Below are 19,622 nucleotides of genomic sequence, written 5' to 3' on the forward strand. Positions count from 1 at the left end.
GTCCCGTCAGCTGCCGGGGGTGATCCGCCCGCGCCAGCCGCCTTCTTCCACGCCGCGCTCCTCGATGAAGGTCTTGAACCGCTTGAGGTCGCCCTTCACCCGGCGGTCGACCATGCCCATCGCGTCGGCCGCCTTCTCCGCGGCGCCGTCGGGCTCGAAGTCGATCGCCAGACGCACCTGCGTCCGCTGACCGTCCAGTGGCTCGAAGGTGACCACACCCATCTGCTGGACCTCTCCCCCCAGCGTGCGCCAGGCGATCTTGTGGTCGGGCAGCTGGTCGACGATCTCGGTGTCGAACTCACGCGTCACCCCCGCGACCTTGGTACGCCAGTGGTTATGGCGCTCGTCGACCTGCGTGACCTGCTCGACGCCCTCCATGAAACGGGGGAAGTCTTCGAACTGCGTCCACTGGTTGTAGGCGGTGCTCAGCGGCACGTCGACCTCGATGGACTCCTGCACCATGCTCATCGCGGTATCCCTCCGGACGATTCGGACACTGTGGGCGTTCGCCTGCCCCGCCTGAGGCCACTGATGCACCGGCACGCCCGGATTCTCTACGCACGGGACCGACGGGAGGGGGCGGCCAGGGCGGACGGGGTGCGCTCCGGCCGGCCTGACCTAGAGCTCGATCAGGACCTGGTCCAGGGACTTGCGGACCAGGTCGGGCACCTCGCAGTCGTCCGCGGGGTAGCCGACCGGGATCACCGCGAAGGCCTTCTCGTTCTCCGGGCGGTCGAGCACGTGGGAGAGGAAGCGCATCGGGCTCGGGGTGTGGGTCAGTGCCGCCAGCCCGGACAGGTGGAGAGCGGACAGCAGCATGCCGACCGCGATGCCGACCGACTCGTCGACGTAGTAGTGCTTGTGCTTCGTGCCGTCCGGACCGAGCCAGTAGCGCTGCTGGAAGACGACGATCAGCGCCGGGGCATCCGTGAGATGGGTCTTCACCGCGTCCGTACCGAGGGGACGCAACGCCGCGAGCCACTCGTCACCCAGCCGGCCGTCGTAGGAGAGCTGCTCCTCCTGCTCGGCGGCGGCACGGATCCTCTGCCGCAACGCGGGGTCCTTGACCAGAACGAAGGTCCAGGGCTGCTGGTGCGCTCCAGAGGGAGCGGTCGCCGCACAGGCGATGGCGTCACGAACTACCTGCTCTGGTACGGGATCGGGAGAGAAGTGGCGTACGGTTCGCCGCTCGTCCATCCGTACCCGCAGCTCGGCGGCGCGAGATAGAGATTCCGACTGCGGCATCCGCTCGGGCCGGTACGGGGCGGAACGGTACGGCCGACCGTGGATCGGGGTCCACCGTCCCGTTTCGGGAGTGGTCGCGGAGACGGTCTGGGGCGCGTTCTCGGATGACATGGAGCAGATCTTCACGCCTCCCTCCCGCCTCTCTCCAGAGGGAGGCAAAGCCACATGCCCGTCGCGTCCCCTTCTGGGGGTTTCGGGGGCTGCGGTCACGAGACGATTTCCGGCGTGGTTCGGCAGCCGGCGCACCGCCATCCGGGGGCGGCGAAGCCCCGGGCAGACAGTCTGCGGCGTCAAAGTCCCGGGTCCCGGCCTCCTGCGCGGACGCCGCGCAGGGGTGGACCATGGCGTCTCCGTTCCTCGTCCGGCCCTTCGTGGCGCTGGGCGGCGCGGGCTGCGCCGGGCTGGACCATTCGGGCCGCTCCTCAGCAGGAGCCGGGCCGCTGTACGGCAGCTGACGTACAGCGGCCGACGCCTTACGTCGAGAACAGGGGAGGCCACTTCGCGAGGCCGGGCTCCGCATTTCGAACCCTCGGTGTGTTTTCGGCCTTTCCCAGGATTCGCCAGGCCGCGGCGCTGCGCGGCGGCGTCTCGCCCGTCGCATCGTCGGCAACCTGGTGGGGAGGGTGCCTCGCTCCGCCTGTCCCGGAGCGCCGCCGGACCGTCGGCCGGTCGGTGAGCGCCCAAGGCGTGCGGCTGCAGGTCGGCCCGGGCGACGAGGCCCTCGATGGGGTGGCAGTGGTCGAGCTGCAGGCGGCGCTCAGCGCATGGCTGCACACGGCTCAGCCCTTGGCAGTCCGGCGGGGCGAAGAAAGGGGGCGGAGCCCTGGGGCGTCCACTTTGGCCGCGACGTAGACGTACGGGGCAGCAGATCCGCCCGGCCTTCATCCAGGTCGCGCCGCTTCACGTGGCAGAGCAGTCGGCCCCCGCCTTTGGTCGCCTTCCGGCGGGCTGGCTCCTCCAGCCTGTCCAACCGCCAAGGTCGGCTGCCCTGGCTGAAGCGGGCGTCGGCGCGCCGGCCGGGGGCGGCGGCCACGATCCGGGCCGATCCATCGGCCGCCCGGGCGCACGCGCGCATGAGCGGGCGGTCGCCCGGGCAGGCGGTCGTCCGAGGGCGTGCCGGGACGCCTGGCGGGGCGGCGGGCGCGACGCGCGTCCGCCTGGCGGTGCCGGGCGGACGAGGAACGAAAGGCGAGGTGAGAGGTGGCGGCGCGCGAAGGAACGAGGACCGGTCCCGGCGGGCTCCTGGCGCGACTGCGACGGGACCCCTTCGCCGTACAGACCGTACGGTCCACGGCGGCGGCCACGCTCAGCTACGTCGTCGCCCTGCGACTCAGCAGCGAACCGGTGCCGCTCACCGCGCCCCTGACAGCGCTCCTCGTGGTGCAGGTGACCCTCTACTCCACGCTCACCACCAGCCTCCGCCGGGTGAACTCGGTCGTCGTCGGCGTGCTCATCGCCATCGCGTTCAGCGTCGTCGTGGGCCTCTCCTGGTGGAGCCTGGCGCTCGTCATCCTCGCGTCGCTGCTCGTCGGCCGGCTGGTCCGGGTCGAGGAGTTCGTACCCGAGGTCGCGATCAGCGCCATGCTGGTCCTCGGCGTGACCCAGGTGTCCGACACGGCCTGGGACCGGGTCCTGGAGACCTTGATCGGCGCGGTCGTGGGCATGGTGTTCAACCTGGTCCTCGCGCCGCCGGTGTGGGTGGACACCGCCGGGGACTCCATCGACGGCTTGGCCCGGCGGATGAGGCTGTTGCTGCTGGATGTGGCGGACGAGTTCACCGGGGCGCCGCCGGTGGCGGAGGCCGCTGCCCGGCTCCACGAGGCCCGGCGGCTGGACAACGACGTCGCCGACGTCGACGGTGCGCTGCGGACCGCCGAGGACAGCCTGCGCTTCAACCCGAGGGTCAAGGAGGGGCTGCTGCACCGGGTGGTGCTGCGGACCGGTCTCGACACCCTGGAGATCTGCACCGTCGTCCTGCGGGTGCTCGCCCGCACCCTCACCGACATGGCCAAACACAAGGAGGGGCAGCGACTGCTGCCGGAGCGCACCGCCCTCGCCGTCCGGGAGACCGCCCAGTACACAGCGGACGCCCTGGTCAGCTTCGCCGTCCTCGTCACCTCGCCCGCCACCGCCGATGCGGAGGCGGCGGAGGCCCGGCTGGCGGGCGAACTACGGGCGGCGCGGGCCTGCCGCGACGCCGCCGCCGACCAGCTCCTGGCCGTCGCCCTCGCCGAACCCGGCCGCTGGCAGCTGTACGGGGCGATGCTCGCCGAGATCGACCGCGTCCTCGACGAGCTCGACCCCGAGCACCGGGGGCGGCGCCTGATGGAGGAGCTGGACCGGCAGGTGCGCGAGCGCCACGAACGGCGCCGCCGCCTGACCTCCCGGAACCGCTGGCGCGCGCTCCGGCCCGCCCGCGGCGGGGGGCGGGCCGGAGCGCGCGCCGAGGTCCATGCCGACGAGTGAGCGCCGGCGCGAGCCATGGACGCGTCGACGGATGACCTGCCGCGCGCGGGGTAGCCGCAGCGGTGGAGAGAGGAGAGCCATGACCGCCACGCCTTCTTCCCTGGGGGACGGTACGGGTACGGGTGCGCATACGGGTACGGTCACCACGGCCGTACCCGCCCGGCTCGACCGCCTCCCCTGGTCCCGCTGGCACTGGATGATCGTCATCGGCCTCGGCACGGTCTGGATCCTGGACGGTCTCGAGGTCACCATCGTCGGCAACGTCGCGGGCCGGCTCGCCGAGGACGGCAGCGGGCTCGACATCACGGCGGAGCAGGTGACGGGCGTCGCCGCCGCGCTGTACGTGGCGGGCGCATGTTCGGGCGCGCTGTTCTTCGGGTGGCTCACCGACCGGTACGGGCGCAAGAAACTCTTCATGGTGACGCTGGTCGTCTATCTGGCGGCCACGGCGCTCACCGCGCTGTCGATGGAGTCCTGGTGGTTCTTCCTCTTCCGCTTCCTCACCGGCTTCGGCATCGGCGGTGAGTACGCGGCCATCAACTCGGCCATCGACGAGCTGATCCCCTCCCTCTACCGGGGGCGGGTCGACCTGATCATCAACGGCAGCTACTGGCTCGGCGCCATTGGCGGCGCCCTGCTGTCGATCGTCATGCTCGACACCGACATCTTCCCGAAGGACCTCGGCTGGCGGCTCAGCTTCGCCCTGGGCGTCGTCCTCGGACTGGTGATCCTGCTGGTGCGCAGACATGTGCCGGAGAGTCCACGCTGGCAGTTCATCCACGGCCATAGTGAGGCGGCGGAGAAGCTGGTCGATTCCGTGGAGCGGGAGATCGAGGCGGAGAAGGGGGCCGAACTCCCGCCGCCCGCCGGTGAGATCACCATCCACCAGCGCAAGAGCATCGGCTTCGGCATCATCGCGAAGACGGTCTTCGCCCGCTATCCGCGCCGGGCCGTCCTCGGGCTCTCGCTGTTCATCGGGCAGGCGTTCCTCTACAACGCGATCACCTTCGGCTTCGGCACCATCCTGATCACCTTCTTCGATGTCCCCACCGGCAGCACCGGCTACTACTTCGCGGTGATCGCGGCGGGCAACTTCCTCGGCCCGCTGCTGCTCGGACGACTCTTCGACACCGTCGGCCGGCGCATCATGATCACCAGCACCTACCTGCTCTCCGGCCTGCTGCTCTTCGGCACGGCCTGGCTCTTCGGCCGCGGCTCGCTCACCGCGACCACGCTCACGGCCTGCTGGTGCGTGGTGCTGTTCTTCGCCTCGACGGGCGCCTCCAGCGCCTATCTGACCGTCTCCGAGATCTTCCCCATGGAGACCCGCGCCATGGCGATCGCCTTCTTCTACGCCCTGGGCACGGCGGCCGGCGGCATCGCGGGACCGCTCGTCTTCGCCGACCTCACCGCGTCCGGGGTGCCCGGGGACACGGTGCTGGCCTTCCAGATCGGCGCGGCGCTGATGTGCGCGGCGGGCGTCGTGGCGGCGTTCTTCGCGGTGAACGCGGAGCGCCGTTCGCTGGAGGACATCGCCGAGCCGCTGTCGGCGCTCCGGGCGGACGAGTCGGCAGGGGTGGCCGAGCGGGGGTGAGCGGGGCAGAGCGGGGCGTTCGGCGAGGCGGACACGAAGGCGGCCCGGTGGCGGCGGCCCAAGGGTCGCCTGGGAGCGCGGCCAGCCCCGCGGGAGCGGGGTACGCGCTATGACCGTGACGTCACGACATCGAGGAAAGGTGTTCACCGTTCCACGATGACCGAGCAACACGCACAGTCCCGTGAAGGCACCGGCCCTCGAGCGCCGGTACCGGGGCTTGCCGGCCCGTCTGGCCAGGGTGGTGGAACGAGCGTCCCGGGAGGTGCTCCATGCCTGATGCCGTGGTGATCGGCGCCGGCCCCAATGGGCTGGTGGCCGCGAATCTCCTTCTGGACGCCGGATGGAGCGTAGAGGTCTTGGAGGCGCAGGAGGAGCCCGGCGGAGCCGTACGCAGTGACGTCGGTGTGCACCCTGACTACGTCTCGGACGTGTTCAGCGCCTTCTATCCGCTCGCCGCCGCCTCCCCGATCCTTGCGCGTCTCGACCTCGCCGCGGAGGGCTTGCGCTGGAGCCACGCCCCGTCCGTGCTGGCCCACCCGCTGCCGGACGGCAGGTGCGCCGTGCTGGAGCGCCGAGTGGAGGACACCTGCGCCGGGCTGGCCGGCTTTGCCGCTGCCGACGCCGACGCCTGGGAGGACTTGTACCGGACGTGGGCCAAGGTGGGGCCCGATCTCGTGCGTGCCCTGTTCACGCCGTTTCCTCCGGTCCGCTCGGGGCTGCGGCTGGCGGCGAGACTCCACACCTCTGGTGGACTGCGACTGGCCCGCAAGCTGGCTCTGCCGGTGCGCCGACTGGGCGAGGAGGAATTCGCCGGAGAGGGCGGCAGGCTGCTGCTGGCCGGCAACGCCCTGCACGCCGACCTGGCCCCCGAGGCGGCCGGCAGCGGCGGCTTCGGCTGGCTCATGTCCATGCTCGGGCAGAGCCACGGCTTCCCGGTCCCCGTCGGCGGCGCCGGCGCACTGACCGCGGCGCTCGTGAACCGCCTGCGGCGTCGCGGAGGCGTTCTGCGCTGCGGGGAGCGCGTCACGTCCGTCCTCGTACGCCGCGGCACGGCGGTCGGGGTCAGAACCGCGGGCGGGGAAACCGTCGGCGCGTCGCGGGCCGTGCTCGCCGACACGTCGGCACCGGCCCTCTACCGGGACCTCGTCGGCGAAGAGCATCTCCCGTCCCGGCTCCTGCGGGACCTGGAATGCTTCCAATGGGACTTCGCGACGTTCAAGGTCGACTGGGCGCTGACGGCGCCGGTGCCGTGGACCGCCCGGCAGGCGGCCGGAGCGGGCACGGTCCACGTGGCCGACGGCGTCGACGGGCTGACCCGGTTCGCCGCGCAGATCGCCACGGGCCAGGTCCCCGACGAGCCGTTCGCCCTGTTCGGCCAGATGACCACCGCGGACCCCACCCGCTCCCCCGCCGGCACGGAGTCGGCGTGGGCCTACACCCACCTGCCGCAGCACATCACCTCCGATGCCGGCCCCGACCGCATCACCGGCCGCTGGGATCACCGCGAACGGGAAGCCATGGCGGACCGCATCGAAGCACAGGTGGAGCGCTTCGCGCCCGGCTTCCGCGGGCTCATCCGAGCGCGCCGCGTCCTGTCCCCCACCACCCTCCAGGCCATGAACGAGAACCTGCACAACGGAGCCATCAACAACGGCACCACCGCCCTGCACCAGCAGGCGATCTTCCGGCCCACTCCCGGCACGGGGCGCCCGGAGACCCCGGTCAAGGGCCTCTACCTCGCCTCCGCGGCGGCCCACCCCGGCGGCGGCGTGCACGGAGCACCCGGTGCGAACGCCGCGCGGGCCGCCCTGCGCGCCCATGGCCTCCGCGCGCTCCTGCACCGCGCCCAGCGCGTCTGACGCATGTCCGTACCGCCGCGGTCGAAGGGCTGAACATCATCTGCCGCCTCGTCGGCACCGCCCGGCGCGCGACGTCCGCCGCCCCACGCACTGCACCGCCGGCCGCAGCTCCTCAGCCTCTCGCGGCCCGACACCGCAGTCTCATACGTCGAGGCCTTCGCCCACGAGGTACGGCGCTTCCGCCTCATCGCCCCCTCTCGCGTCGGGTGCGAAGGCCTCGCCGCGCAGGAACTGTCCTGGAGCGGGAACGCGTTCTCAAGGACGCCCTGGCCGCAGGGGCCTCCGTCGCGGGCCGGGCTGCCGCCGCACGGGGGGGGCAGGCGAGCTCGACGGGCTCGCCGGCGACGGAGCCGGTGCCCGTCGAGGAACCACCGCCGCCTCAGAGCATGTAGCTCACGGTGAGGGCGTCGTGCTCCATTCAGTCGCGTGGGTCAGGTTCGAGCATCACCCGTACGGTAGAAGCGCGGATTCCTGTGGTTCCTTCATCCTCAATCCATGATCAAGAAGGCATTCGCTCTCCTGGCGCTGGTGGTATCGGCGAGCATCCTCGGGTCCGGCGTCGCTTCCGCCTCCCCCGCGCACCGTGGGGACAGCGACCCCATGGTGTACGTCCCGATCCAGTTCGTCGAAGAGCTGCTCGGCGAGTGGGGGCGTGACTGAGCCCGTCGCCTTCGGGACGCCGCCCTCGGCGGGAACGTACGAGGGGGGAGGCACAGGGTCGTCCTTCCTGGCCCTGGGCATCGCGCACGCCATTCATCGCCCCTCACTCACATCGGTACGGCTCGCCCCTGCCGGTTCGGCCTCCACACGACATCGGCCACGGACAACGGACCCGGGCGACGACAGCCCACGATGCCGCGATGGCTGTCCGCGACCGGCTTCGAGCGCCATAGCGTCTTCGTCGCGTGTGGAACGGCATCGGCCGGGCAGGGGCACGGCATGAGGCCCAGCGCCCGCCGGCACGGATCAACCACCGAGGCGTCGACGTCGGCAGCGCACTACTTCCGGCACCGGCTCGAGGCTCGCGGGGACGCCCCTGCCCGCCACCGGACTCCCCGGACCAGGCGACGGCGCAGCCGACACGACCCGCCTACCGCCGACCAGGAGGACGATCATGGCCGTACGACACCGCTTGATCCACGCCGCGCCGGACCGAGTGTGGGAGGTCCTCGCCGACGGCTCGCGCTACGCGGACTGGGTGGTCGGCACGAGCGAGTCGCGGGTGGCCCGCGGTCTGTGGCCCGAGCTCGGATCCGCACTGGAGTACACCGTCCGGCTGGGACCATGGACGGTGGCCGGCACCACCGTCGTACGACGCGTGGACGTCCTTCGGGAACTGGAACTGGAAGTGGACAGTGGCCCCCTCGGCACCGCACGCGTGGCGATAGACATCCGCCCCTGGGGTGACCAGGCACTGGCGATCGTGGACGAGCACCCTCTGCAAGGCATCGGCGGAACGCTCCACAACGCCGCAGTCGACGCACTGATCCAACTGCGCCACCGCAGCATGCTTGCCAGGCTCGCGAACGTTGTCGAGGAGGAGACCGGCTACGTACGCCACTGAAACGCCGCCCCAGCGCCGGCCTTCTGCGGACGGCATGTTGATCCGAGACCGATGCCGCGTAGGCGTCCGACCTCTGCGCTGCCGGGGAACGCCGTCGCCCACGGTGGAGGGCGGTCACTCAGACCGTGGCGGGAGATGCCCTGGAACACTGTTCGCCCTCCGGGGCAGGGGCTCCGGTCCACTCACACCCCTACCGGGCGTCAGGCTGCGGCCGACCACAGGACCAGATGGCTGGGCGGCAAGGTGCCTGCGACGATCTCCTTGCGCGGGCTGGGGTAGGGGCGTGCGCCGGTTGCGGGGGTAGAACCAGGTGGCGCCCCTGGTGTCGCGTCCCGATCGGGTCGGCCTTGCTGACGCGGCGGGCACGGGGGTCACCCGCCGGGCGGGACGCTCAACGGTCAGGAGCGGGACCACAGCCGACGCCGGCCGCCGGAGTGGGCGGATCGGCCGGACCCGACGCCCGCCAGGTGCAGGGCGAGCGCCGTGAGCCCGATGAGCATCACGTTCGTGGACGAGAACGTGTCGTTGGTCGCGATGTCCGCGGCGTTGATCAGGAAGGCGACGAAGAACAGTACGGCCGCTGCTATGCCGAGCATGGCGGGGCTCCTTTCGTAGAGGTGCTGTTCCGTCTGCCCGCGTACCGCACCACCACACCCGTACGGCTCCGGGCCCTCGCGCTACGGGCGGGGGACGTGTCGTGCGCGGCGGTCGTCGTGCGGACCGCGTGAACGGGGCGCGACGAGGTGACGGTCAGATCCAGCCGCGGCGTGCCGCGACGACGCCCGCCTGGAAGCGGTTCACCGCGCCCAGGAGTTCGTGGAGGCGGCTCATGCGCCGGCGCATGGTCCGGACCGACCAGCCGAGCTGGCGGGCTATGGCGTCGTCCTTGAGGCCGCTGACCAGCAAGGTCAGCATCAGACGGTCCTCCTCGCCGAGCGGGTCCTCCGCGGGCGCGTCGAGCGGCAGGGCCTGGTTCCAGCAGAGCTCCCAGTAGTCGGTGAGGGCGTCCAGCAGACAGGACGGGCGGATGACCGCGGCGCGCACGCCGTCGAGGTCCAGGGAGAGCGGCATCAGCGCCAGCCGGCGGTCCGCGATGGCCAGTTTGATCCGCAGGCCCGGCATCACCCGGGCCTGTTCGCCCCGGCGCACGAGTCCCCGGATGTCCTCGAGCACCCCCGGCCACTCCAGCGCCTCGGGTGCGTAGACCGCGCGGTAGCGGACGCCGCGCCCCAGTGCCGTGCTCTCCACCGGGTTGGAGGTGGTCAGTGCGTACGGTGGCCGGTCCAGTGTCATGACGTCCTCGCGCGCCTCCTGCTGCAGGCGGACGAACCAGCGGCCGAGCGCCTCACGGCCGGTGGCGATCTCCACCTCCTCCTCCCCCGCGGTGCCGGCCTGGGCCGCCGCGAAAAGGCGGGACAGCTCGTCCGCCGCCGAACGGACCCGGTCCAGCTCCGCGGTCCTGGTCCGCACCAGGGACTCGACCGCGGCTCCCGGGTCGATCGCCGCGTACCGACGGCGCACACCCGCGAGCCGCCCGACCAGGCCGTGGTCGTTTAGCCGCTCCAGTGCCCTGGCGGCGCGGAGGACGGAGCAGCCGAGGTCCGCGGCGAGCTCGGCCGGGGCCGCCGTACGCCGGGTCAGCACGGCCCGGTAGACGCTCTCGTCGAACGGATCGATCCCTGCCGCGGTGAGCTCGTTCGTCATATGCGGATCCTGGCCCACTTGTGCCAGCGGCAGCAATGGGCCGTCAGGATCCGTTGTACGGAGAGTGATTTCGGCACTAGGACTGCTTCCCATGGCCAAGAACCCACGAAGGATCCGACGTCTGGTGGCCGTCACGGCCACCACCGTCGCGCTGGCCGGGACGCTGACCGCGACGCCCGGCACCGCGACGGCCCAGTCACCCGACCCGAACCAGCGGGTCATCGTCGAACTGTCCGGAGACGCAGCCGTCGCAGCCGCCCCCGGCGGCTCGCTCACCTCCCTGACATCCGGCACGGCGGCGGCGGTCAGCGGCGCCCGACGGGCCCTGGCGGCGCGGCAGGGCGCCTTCGTCGGGTCGGTGCGGAACGCCGGGCTGCACCCCGCGTCGCCCCGCGGACTCGGGCTTCTCGTCAACGCGGTGGCGATGACGGTGCCCGCCTCCGAGACGGCACGGCTCGCCGCCCTGCCGGGCGTCATCGCGGTGCGGCCCGACACTCGGATCCAGGTGCGCACGGACGTCAGCGTCCCGCTGACCGGCGCGCCCGAGGTGTGGAAGCGCGAGGACCCAAGCGGGGTGAAGGCCACCGGGAAGGGCACCGTCGTGGCGGTCCTGGACAGCGGTGTGGACTACGGGCACCTCGACCTGGGCGGCGGCTTCGGCAAGGGGCACAAGGTCGTCGGCGGCTTCGACTTCGCCAACGGGGACGCCGACCCGATGGACGACAACGGCCACGGCACCCACGTCGCGGGCATCATCGCGGGCAGGGCGGCCGGCAGGGGCGGCGTCACCGGAATGGCGCCCGACGCGCGCCTGTTGGCGTACAAGGTGGTGGGCGCCGACGGCAGCGGCTACACCTCCGACATCATCGCGGGGATCGAGGCGGCGGCCGACCCGGCCAACCCCGACCGGGCCGACGTCATCAACATGAGCCTCGGCGGTCCCGGTGACGGCACCGACCCGCTGGGTCGCGCGGCGACCGCCGCCGTACGGGCGGGGGTGGTCGTCGTCGCGGCGGCCGGCAACGAGGGACCCGGCAGCGGCACCGTGAACTCCCCCGCGTCGGCCGACGGCGTCATCGCGGTCGGCGCCTCCACGAGCGGGGTGCGGATGCCCAGCGCGTACCTGGCCGGCCGGGAGCCCGAACTGATCCAGACGTACCGCGGCGTGCTGTCCGCGAACCCGCCGAGGGAGCCGGTCACCGCGCCGCTCGTGGACGTGGGTGCCGGCACCCCCGAGGACTGGAAGCGGGTCGGTGACGTACGGGGCAAGATCCTTCGGGCCGACATGCTCGTCGCACCCGGTACGGACGTCCTGAGCCAGAGCGACATCGACTGGGCACGCGAAGCGGAGGAGCGCGGCGCGCTCGCCGTGCTCGGCGGCCTGGCGGCGAACGCCGGACCCTCGCTCGCCGCCCCGGGGACGGTCGGGGCCCGGGCGACACCCGCCCGTCCCGACCCCGCCCGGACCGCGGCGTCCGGCGACTCGTTGCGCATGGACCGCCTGGTCGTCATGGGCATCGACTCGACCCAGTACGCCCAGCTGAGCCGGGAACTGGCCAAAGGCAGGGTATCGGTGACCCTGCGCGGCACCGACTCCACCGACGACATCGCCTCGTTCTCGTCGCGGGGCCCCGGCACCGGCTTCGGGCTCAAGCCCGACCTGGTCGCCCCGGGCGTGGAGATCCGCTCCACGATCCCCACCTCGATGTACGCGCCCGGCGTCTACCGCATGTCGGGTACCTCGATGGCGAGCCCGCACGTCGCCGGAGCCGCCGCCCTGCTGCGTCAACTGCGCCCGGACCAGGACCCCGACGCGATCAGGTCCGCGCTGGTCGGATCCGCGAAGCAGCTCACGGGCACCGGCCCCAGCGTCCAGGGCAACGGGCGGCTCGACGTGGCCGCCGCCGCGTCGTCCGTGCTCACCGCCTCGCCGGCGACCCTGTCGTACGGTCTCGCCGATCTGACGCACGGAACGGTCGGCGGCACCGCGAAGGTGCGCCTGGCCAACCCCGGCGGGCATCCGCTGACCGTCGACCTCGGCGCCACCGGACCCGTCACCGTGTCCCCGCGGCGGGTCACCGTCCCCGCCCGGGGGTCGGCGACCGTCGGGGTGACGCTGCGCGCGGACCGTCCGTCCGGCGACGCGGAGATCAGCGGCCGGATCACGGCCACCCCGTCGCGCGGCCCCGCCCTCCGGGTGCCGTACCTGCTCGTCGTCCGGCACCTGGTCGTCCAGGCGTCCCCCGACCCCAGCGACGGCCGCTCCACCGTGCACGTCGCCGGACCGGCCGCCCTGAAGGCGCCGCCGGAGATCACGGTCACGCCCCCGCACGGCAAGGCCTTCACGCTGCCCACCACCGTGAACGGAGCCGGCTACTACCAGGCCGACGTGAGGGGGAAGGCGGCCGGCGCCTACCGGCTGGCCGTGCGGGCCACGACCACCGACGGACGGCGGATCACCGGAACCGGAGCCTTCGAGGTCACCCCCGCCGGCAGTCGCGGCGACCGCTGGGAGCCCATCGGCCCGAACAGCGAGGCCGGTCACGTCGCGCTCTCGCCCGCCCGGCCGGATCAGGCGGTCGTGACCCAGTTCCGGAAGGCCGCCCCCTGGCTGACCACCGACGGCGGCGCCCACTGGCGCCAGTTGGGCAGGCTGCCGATCGCCGACGGCAACGGCACCGGAGCGGTCGTGGTCGACGCCCAGCGCCCCGACCGCTGGTGGTACGCCGTGAACTCGGCCGCCGATCCCACCCGTCGGGGAACGATCCTGCGCACCGACGACAACGGCCGCACCTGGCGCACGTTGGACGTGCCGGACGCGCACATCGACGCGTTCACGGCGGACGAGCGGACCCGTACCCTCGTCGCGGTGGTCGACGGCACGCTGCTGGTCAGCACCGACGCGGGCGACAGCTGGGCCACGTACCCGACCGGCGTGACCGGCGACGTCCGGGGCGCCACCCTCGTCGGCGACACCCTGTACCTGTCGACCTTCGCCAGCGTCTGGCGGATGGACGGCGTCGGCAAGGACGACCCGGGTCCGGCGGTCCTCGTCCTCGACGAGCCGGTGAACACCCTCCGCGGCATGGCCGCCGACTCCGCCGTGGTGGCCGTGTACGTCCCCGGTACGGGCGTCCGCGGGTCCTACGACAAGGGGCGTTCCTGGTCCACTCTGCTGCCCCTGCCGCAGGGCGGTGACGGACTGTCCGCATCCGGCGGCGACCTGTACCTGCGGGCGCTGTTCGGCGCCGGGCAGGTGAGCCGCGACCACGGCAGGACGTGGAAGGCCGTGCCCGCTCCCTCGAAGGCCGCCATCGCGATGGACTACGACCGCTGGGCCGACGGGACGGTGAGCGTGTCCAGCGAACAGGACGGCCTGTACCGGGGCGCGGCCGACGGTACCGCCTACCGCAGGATCGGCGTCCAGGGCCTGACCGCCTTCGCCCTCGCGGCCTCCGGCGACCGGCTCCTCGCCGGAACGGTGAGCGGCACCTACCGCGCCGCGATCCCCGTGGCCGGCCCCGAGTGGGGCCAGTCGGGTGCCGAGGGCATGACGGGGCGCCTCACGTCGCACATCGCCGTGTCGCCCCGGGACACCACGGTGGTGTGGCAGGTCAGGCGCACCGCGACCGGCCTCTTCGAGGTCTCCCGCAGCGGTGACTCCGGCCGGACCTGGCAGGTGAAGGGCACGTCGTCGGAGATCCCGACCTCGCTCCTGGTGCACCCCGCCGACCCGAACCGGGTGGCGGTCGGTTTCCGGAGCATCTTCGGCGACGGGCTGTTCTCGACGTCCGACGGCGGCAGGACCTGGAAGAACCTCTTCCACGAACGGTCCTTCGGCGCCCTGGCCGGCGACCCGCGCAACCCCCGGCGCCTCTGGCTCGGCAACTCCTCGGGCCTCTACCGTTCGGACGACGGCGGCGTCACCAAGACGAAGGTCGCCGACGGCCCCGTCTCCGCGATCCTGACGGACGGCCGGCGCCTGGTCGTCGGCGGGTCGTCCGTCCGGGTCAGCACGGACGACGGCCGGACCTTCCGCACCGCCGACACCGGCCCGCTCGCGGTGCACGTCTCGGATCTGCTGCGGGTCGACGGAGCGCTCTACGCGGCCACCACCCGCTCGGCCGAGTCCGGACTGGTCCAGGGCGGCAGGGGCGTGCTGCGCAGCACCGACGACGGCCGCACCTGGGAGAACGTGTCGAGCGGCCTGCAGAACACCGACACGACCAGACTGGCCGCCGCCCCCGACGGCCGCACGCTCTACGTGGGCACGGTCGACGGCGGGGTGCACCGGCTGAGGCTGCGCCGATGAACGACCGAGGGGTGGCGGGCGTGATGTCACGAGCACCTCACGCATGACCGCATGACCGCATGACCGCATGACCGCATGACCGCATGAAGAGTGTCGACCCGGCCCGTGGCTCACGGGCCGGGTCGGCACGCGCGCCGGTGTCCGGCGGTCAGCCGCGTACCGCGGGACGTGCCGGTGCCCTTGGGGGACGCCCGCGTACTCCGCTACGAGGGGCGGGCGGGGCACGCGAAAACAAGGTGCGGTGCCGGGCATCGGTCGGATAGCGTGCGGCGCATGTCGAGTCCTGAGTCAGACACGGTGGGGGCTTTCGGTCACGCCGTCAGCCCCCTGAACCACTGAGCTCACCGCACCTGCTGCCGCGCCGCGTCTAGCGGCGGGGCGAGTGTGCGCCGGGGACTGGCCGCGGTGACGAGATGACCCTCTCGTGCCTCTCTCACCTCGGAGCCACTCGATGCCTCTGCCGCTCTACCTCCTCGCCCTCGCGGTCTTCGCGATGGGGACCTCTGAGTTCATGCTCGCCGGCCTCCTGCCGGACATCGCCTCGGATCTCGACGTCACGGTCGGGACCGCGGGCACCCTCACCTCGGCCTTCGCGGTCGGCATGGTCGTCGGCGCCCCTCTCGTGGCCGCGCTCGCCCGGAACTGGCCCGCGCGCGCGACCCTCCTCGGTTTCGTGCTCGCTTTCGCGGCGGCCCACGCCGTGGGCGCCGTCACGTCGAGCTTCCCCCTCCTGCTCGCGAGTCGGGTCGTCGCCGCGCTCGCCAACGCGGGGTTCCTCGCCGTCGCGCTGACGGCCGTCGCCACCCTGGTCCCGCCCGACAGGACGGGGCGCGCACTGGGCGTACTGCTGTCGGGCACGACGGTGGCCACGGTCGCCGGTGTCCCCGGAGGCGCCGCGCTCGGCACGTTGCTCGGCTGGCGGGCCTCGTTCTGGGGTGTCGCGGTTCTCTGCCTGCCCGCGGCCCTCGGCATCCTGAGGGCCGTCCCGGCGGTACGTGCGAGGGGCGAGGCGACGGGCAGGCGGGCCCTGCGAGCGGAACTCGCCCAGCTCACCAGGGCGCGCGTGGCCCTGGTGATGCTGCTCGGCGCGCTGGTGAACGCGGCCACGTTCGCGAGCCTGACCTTCCTCGCGCCCGTGGTGACCCACGACGCCGGGCTGGGCGAGCTGTGGATCTCCGTCGCTCTGGTGCTCTTCGGCGCCGGTTCCTTCGTGGGTGTCACCGTCGCCGGGCGGCTGTCCGACCGCCGCCCCGGTCTGGTCATCGCCGTCGGCGGTCCGTTGCTGCTCGTCGGCTGGCCGGCCCTGGCGCTGCTGGCCGAGGAGCCGGTCGCGCTTCTCGTCCTCGTGTTCGTGCAAGGGGCGCTGTCGTTCGCCGTGGGCGGCACGCTGATGACCCGCATCCTCTACGAGGCCGCCGGAGCCCCGACCATGGCAGGCTCCTACGCCACCGCGGCGCTCAACGTGGGCGCCGCGGTCGGCCCCGCCCTCGCCGCCGCCACCCTCGGAACCGGAGTCGGGACCCTCGGGCCGGTCTGGGCGAGCGGACTCCTCGTCGCGGCGGCGCTGATCACCGCCTTCCCCTTGTTCACCACCGTCACAGGCGGCGGGGGCGCCGAAGCGATCCGGTGACGAGCGGCCGGGCCCGGGGGCGTGCGCTCGCGCTCCCGGGCACGGCAGCGCGCCGGGCCGCGCCGGCCCGGGCGGAGCCTGTCGGCCACGGTCCAGCTGCGTAGGGCCACGGTGGTCCGTACTAACGTACGTACCACAGCGCCGCCTTGGCGTCCGGCACAGGTGCCGGGTCCGGCCTGCGGCTTCTCCATCTCGGGAGCCCTCATGACACGCTCGCTCGACGGCCTCGTCTTCGTCCCGGTCACCGACCAGGCACCCGGTCAGGTCGGACGGCAGACCCGGTTCGCGTACCACGAGGAGGGCGAGCGGATCTGGGCGGAGTACTCCGGCGGGGACATCGTGCGCGGGTACCTGGTCGGTACCCGCGCGGGCGACACCCTCGACTTCCGCTACGTCCAGCTCCGCTCCGACTCCACCACCGCGTCGGGGCACTGCACCTCGCTCGTGACCGAACTCCCCGACGGCCGGCTCCGCCTCGAAGAGACGTGGAGCTGGGAGTCCCAGCCGGGCAGCGGCACCAGCGCGGTCGAGCAACTGCCCGCGTAAGAGCCCGGCGTCCCGGGGGCACTACGGCAGATCGGTGGAGAGGAAGGGGTCGAGGAGCGCGGACAGCGCGTTCGGGCGGTCCAGCGGGACGATGTGGCCGCAGTCCTGAAGGTGGTGTCCGACCAGGTCGTCGGCGAGAGGACGGAGTTGGTGCTCGAGCCCGCGGCCGACGGGGTCGGAGCCCGTTCGACACGATGCGGCGCAGGTGGTGTGCGGTGGTGGCGCGGATGCCGCGAGGACGCGTACGCCGGGGTGGGGGTTCTTGTCCACGTCCCCGCCGGACGTGGGGGGGGAGCACACGACCTCGGCGCGCCTGCTGCCGGATCAGGGGCCGCTGTTAGCCTGCCGTTCATGATCAAGAGCAGCCTGACCGGCCGAATAGGCCGTCTAGCGGGCGACAACGGGCCGGAGCGCGTGCTGATCGCCGCCAGTTTCGTCAACCGGGTCGGCAACGGTCTGTTCAACGCGGCGTCGGCGCTCTATTTCACGTTGGTCGTGGGCCTGCCCGCGGTGCAGGTCGGCGCCGCGCTCACCATCGCCGGAGTGATCGGACTGTGCGCGGGGATACCGGGCGGGCATCTGGCCGACCGGCGCGGGGCACGCACGATCATGATGTCGGCCCTCGTGGTCCAGGCGCTGTCGATGGCGGCCCTCGTCCTCGTCGAGAGCTGGGCCGTGCTCACGGTCGTCGCGACGGTCGACCAGGTCGCCGCGGCGGCCGGCGGGGCGGCGGCGGGCGCCCTGGTGGTCCGGGTCGGGGGTGACCGCCCGGCCCGGTTCCGGGCGAAGCTGCGCACGTTCGTCAACTTGGGCGTCGTCCTGGGGACGTTGGGTGCCGGGCTGGCGCTCGCCGCGAACACCCGCGGCGCCTACGTCACGCTGATCCTCGGCAACGCGGCCAGCTTCGCCCTGTGCGCGGCGCTCCTGCTCCTGCTGCCCCGCTATCCGGTGCTGGCCCCACCGCCGGCGCAGCGGCGCTGGGGCGCCCTGACGGACCGTCCCTTCCTGGCGTTCACCGCCCTCTACGGGGCCATGGGACTGCAGTACCCGGTGGTCTCGCTGCTGCTGCCGATCTGGATCTCCGAGCACACGGAGGCGCCGCGCTGGACGGTGGCCGCGCTGTTCGCCGTCAACTCCCTCTTCTGTGTGCTGATGCAGACCCGGATCGGCTCGCGTATCGAGACCCCGCGCGACGGCGGCCGGGCGTTTCGCACGGCGGGGCTGCTCTTCCTCGTCAGCTGCCCGATGATGGCGCTGGCGGCCTACGCACCGGTCTGGGCCGCGGCGGGACTGGTCCTGGCCGCGATCTTCGTCCACAGCCTGGGAGAGGTGTGGGAGTCATCGGCGGGATACGCCCTGGGCTTCGGTCTCGCCCCCGACCACGCCCAGGGCCAGTACCAGGGTGTCCTCGGTCTCGGTTTCAGCGCGGGCCAGGCTCTCGCCCCCGCGCTCCTCACCACGGTGGTGCTCGGCCTCGGCACGACGGGCTGGCTGCTGCTGGCGCTGTTCTTCGCGGCGCTGGGTGCCGCCGGCCCCTCCCTTGCCCGCTGGGGCATGCGGACCCGGCCGCAGCCGGCCGTGGCCGCGGAAGCGACGGGATGACCACGGTGCGGCTCCGGCCCTCAGCGGGCGCGCGAGGCCCGCTCGAGCGCGTCGGCCGGAAACGGCGTCCGCTTGCTCTCCGTGAGAAGGCGGCGGTGAAAGCCGTCCAGGACGACGGCGGTCCGGGCGTGTCGTTCGATGATCGCGGCGATCTCCGGCGTGACGCCATCGGGCTTTCGGCCCGCGATCCACGCGTGGAGGAACGCCTCGTGGTCGGTGCCGCCGCGCATGCCCTCGGGCAGATGGTGGCGGAGCAGGTGACTCGGGGTGTAGCAGCGGTCGTACGCGAGGTGCCGGGACAGGAACTCCGCCTCGTCCGAGGCGAGTTGGAAGCCGGAGCTCAGGGCGAGTCCGAAGTCCGCGAAGTAGAGCAGTCGTCCATCGGTCAGGATGTTGCGGAAATGGGCGTCGAAGTGGACGAGCCCGTGAGAGCTCATGAAGGCCGTCCCGCGCGCCAGAGCGTCCTCCACCCATGGGTACGGCGAGTCGTCCCCGCCCTGCGGGCCGGATCCCCGCTGGTCGGCGAGCCACGTGGCGAGGGTCTGGGGCACGTGTTCCAGGAACAGGACCAGACTGGAGGAGGAGCGGCCGATGGCCTCCAGCCGCTCGCGCACGGCCGTTGAGCCCTCCCAGTGCGCGACCGCACCGTCGATGCCTCCGAACTCGTCGACGAACCCCTCGGGAGGGGTGTCGGGCAGGACCCGCCAGTGGTACATCAGCGGAAAACCCTCGTACTCGTTCCCGAGGACCCAATGGGTGGTCATGGCGTGCACGGCCAGCTCGCGCCAGGCTCCGAATCCGGCCGACCCCACTCCGTACTGGTAGAACATCGGCAGTCCGAAGAGGTTCGCCGTCGAGCGCGCGTTCTCCGGCCGCGTCTCGATGTCCGTCAAGGGGACCCGCTTGACGAAGACGCGCGTCCCCCCGACCTCCCACTCCGCCGACCTGCCGCCGATGCCGGCCCCGAGGGGTGCGACGCCGGCCAAGACCTGGCTGAGCCGGTGGTCGCTCAGGAGCGACAGGTGCGTGGCGACGGTCCCGTACGTGGCGAGGCGCGCGGCATGGCAGGGGTCCGGCTGGTGCATCGACGGCTCCTCCGT

Annotated in this window: 14 protein-coding genes and 1 pseudogene; 9 read left to right on the top strand and 6 right to left on the bottom strand. The window is 72.6% G+C overall.

The window, feature by feature from the left end; translation table 11 throughout:
• Positions 1-6 precede the first annotated feature (6 nt).
• The gene (locus ABD981_RS00095; protein ID WP_046909669.1) at positions 7-468 is read right to left on the bottom strand and encodes an SRPBCC family protein; all 462 of its coding nucleotides are present in this window, start codon (positions 466-468) and stop codon (positions 7-9) included.
• A 150-nt stretch (positions 469-618) separates the two neighbouring features.
• The gene (locus ABD981_RS00100; RefSeq protein WP_046909703.1) at positions 619-1,356 is read right to left on the bottom strand and encodes a nitroreductase family protein; all 738 of its coding nucleotides are present in this window, start codon (positions 1,354-1,356) and stop codon (positions 619-621) included.
• Between the two features lie 1,089 nt (positions 1,357-2,445).
• Between ABD981_RS00100 and ABD981_RS00105 the strand changes: the two genes are divergently transcribed.
• From ABD981_RS00105 to ABD981_RS00125, 5 genes are all read left to right on the top strand, one after another.
• Entirely contained in the window at positions 2,446-3,711 is a 1,266-nt protein-coding gene (locus ABD981_RS00105) for an FUSC family protein (protein WP_240495338.1), read from the top strand.
• Between the two features lie 79 nt (positions 3,712-3,790).
• Positions 3,791-5,305 carry an MFS transporter gene (locus tag ABD981_RS00110; RefSeq protein WP_046909671.1) on the top strand — a complete coding sequence of 505 codons (1,515 nt, stop codon included), beginning with the start codon at positions 3,791-3,793 and terminating at the stop codon, positions 5,303-5,305.
• Positions 5,306-5,574: 269 nt separating this feature from the next.
• Positions 5,575-7,164, top strand: a complete 1,590-nt coding sequence (locus ABD981_RS00115; protein WP_046909672.1) for a phytoene desaturase family protein — start codon at positions 5,575-5,577, stop codon at positions 7,162-7,164.
• A 495-nt stretch (positions 7,165-7,659) separates the two neighbouring features.
• Positions 7,660-7,824: a hypothetical protein gene (locus tag ABD981_RS00120; RefSeq protein ID WP_165590980.1), complete on the top strand. Its 165-nt coding sequence runs from the start codon at positions 7,660-7,662 to the stop codon at positions 7,822-7,824.
• Between the two features lie 454 nt (positions 7,825-8,278).
• Positions 8,279-8,728 carry an SRPBCC family protein gene (locus ABD981_RS00125; protein ID WP_046909673.1) on the top strand — a complete coding sequence of 150 codons (450 nt, stop codon included), beginning with the start codon at positions 8,279-8,281 and terminating at the stop codon, positions 8,726-8,728.
• 398 nt (positions 8,729-9,126) lie between these two features.
• Here the strand turns inward: ABD981_RS00125 and ABD981_RS00130 are convergent, their stop codons facing one another.
• Positions 9,127-9,324 (bottom strand): hypothetical protein, encoded by a 198-nt coding sequence (locus ABD981_RS00130; protein WP_046909674.1) that lies wholly within the window; start codon positions 9,322-9,324, stop codon positions 9,127-9,129.
• 154 nt (positions 9,325-9,478) lie between these two features.
• Positions 9,479-10,432 carry a helix-turn-helix domain-containing protein gene (locus tag ABD981_RS00135; protein ID WP_046909675.1) on the bottom strand — a complete coding sequence of 318 codons (954 nt, stop codon included), beginning with the start codon at positions 10,430-10,432 and terminating at the stop codon, positions 9,479-9,481.
• A gap of 124 nt (positions 10,433-10,556) precedes the next feature.
• Here ABD981_RS00135 and ABD981_RS00140 point away from each other — a divergent pair, with 124 nt between their 5' ends.
• The 3 genes from ABD981_RS00140 (at position 10,557) to ABD981_RS00150 (ending at position 16,920) form a co-directional block, all read left to right on the top strand.
• Positions 10,557-14,744, top strand: a complete 4,188-nt coding sequence (locus ABD981_RS00140; protein ID WP_046909676.1) for a S8 family serine peptidase — start codon at positions 10,557-10,559, stop codon at positions 14,742-14,744.
• Between the two features lie 451 nt (positions 14,745-15,195).
• Positions 15,196-16,374 (top strand): Cmx/CmrA family chloramphenicol efflux MFS transporter, encoded by a 1,179-nt coding sequence (locus ABD981_RS00145; RefSeq protein WP_046909677.1) that lies wholly within the window; start codon positions 15,196-15,198, stop codon positions 16,372-16,374.
• A 204-nt stretch (positions 16,375-16,578) separates the two neighbouring features.
• On the top strand, positions 16,579-16,920 hold the full coding sequence (locus ABD981_RS00150) for an avidin-fold protein (RefSeq protein WP_046909678.1): 342 nt from the start codon (positions 16,579-16,581) through the stop codon (positions 16,918-16,920).
• Positions 16,921-16,941: 21 nt separating this feature from the next.
• Here ABD981_RS00150 and ABD981_RS00155 read toward each other — a convergent pair.
• A pseudogene (locus tag ABD981_RS00155) lies at positions 16,942-17,103 on the bottom strand (alpha/beta hydrolase); the annotation flags it as partial.
• 168 nt (positions 17,104-17,271) lie between these two features.
• On the opposite strand from ABD981_RS00155, the gene ABD981_RS00160 reads away from it, so the two are divergent.
• Positions 17,272-18,522 carry an MFS transporter gene (locus tag ABD981_RS00160; protein WP_046909680.1) on the top strand — a complete coding sequence of 417 codons (1,251 nt, stop codon included), beginning with the start codon at positions 17,272-17,274 and terminating at the stop codon, positions 18,520-18,522.
• Positions 18,523-18,542: 20 nt separating this feature from the next.
• Here the strand turns inward: ABD981_RS00160 and ABD981_RS00165 are convergent, their stop codons facing one another.
• Entirely contained in the window at positions 18,543-19,607 is a 1,065-nt protein-coding gene (locus ABD981_RS00165; protein ID WP_046909681.1) for a protein kinase family protein, read from the bottom strand.
• Between the last annotated feature and the right edge of the window lie 15 nt (positions 19,608-19,622).

This window comes from Streptomyces showdoensis (genome assembly GCF_039535475.1).
Taxonomy (GTDB): Bacteria; Actinomycetota; Actinomycetes; order Streptomycetales; family Streptomycetaceae; genus Streptomyces; species Streptomyces showdoensis.

Coding starts and splice junctions, on each gene's coding strand:
- ABD981_RS00095 (WP_046909669.1), bottom strand. CDS start 468: ATGAGCATGGTGCAGGAGTCCATCGAGGTCGACGTGCCGCTGAGCACC.
- ABD981_RS00100 (WP_046909703.1), bottom strand. CDS start 1,356: ATGTCATCCGAGAACGCGCCCCAGACCGTCTCCGCGACCACTCCCGAA.
- ABD981_RS00110 (WP_046909671.1), top strand. CDS start 3,791: ATGACCGCCACGCCTTCTTCCCTGGGGGACGGTACGGGTACGGGTGCG.
- ABD981_RS00115 (WP_046909672.1), top strand. CDS start 5,575: ATGCCTGATGCCGTGGTGATCGGCGCCGGCCCCAATGGGCTGGTGGCC.
- ABD981_RS00120 (WP_165590980.1), top strand. CDS start 7,660: ATGATCAAGAAGGCATTCGCTCTCCTGGCGCTGGTGGTATCGGCGAGC.
- ABD981_RS00125 (WP_046909673.1), top strand. CDS start 8,279: ATGGCCGTACGACACCGCTTGATCCACGCCGCGCCGGACCGAGTGTGG.
- ABD981_RS00130 (WP_046909674.1), bottom strand. CDS start 9,324: ATGCTCGGCATAGCAGCGGCCGTACTGTTCTTCGTCGCCTTCCTGATC.
- ABD981_RS00135 (WP_046909675.1), bottom strand. CDS start 10,432: ATGACGAACGAGCTCACCGCGGCAGGGATCGATCCGTTCGACGAGAGC.
- ABD981_RS00145 (WP_046909677.1), top strand. CDS start 15,196: ATGCCTCTGCCGCTCTACCTCCTCGCCCTCGCGGTCTTCGCGATGGGG.
- ABD981_RS00150 (WP_046909678.1), top strand. CDS start 16,579: ATGACACGCTCGCTCGACGGCCTCGTCTTCGTCCCGGTCACCGACCAG.
- ABD981_RS00160 (WP_046909680.1), top strand. CDS start 17,272: ATGATCAAGAGCAGCCTGACCGGCCGAATAGGCCGTCTAGCGGGCGAC.
- ABD981_RS00165 (WP_046909681.1), bottom strand. CDS start 19,607: ATGCACCAGCCGGACCCCTGCCATGCCGCGCGCCTCGCCACGTACGGG.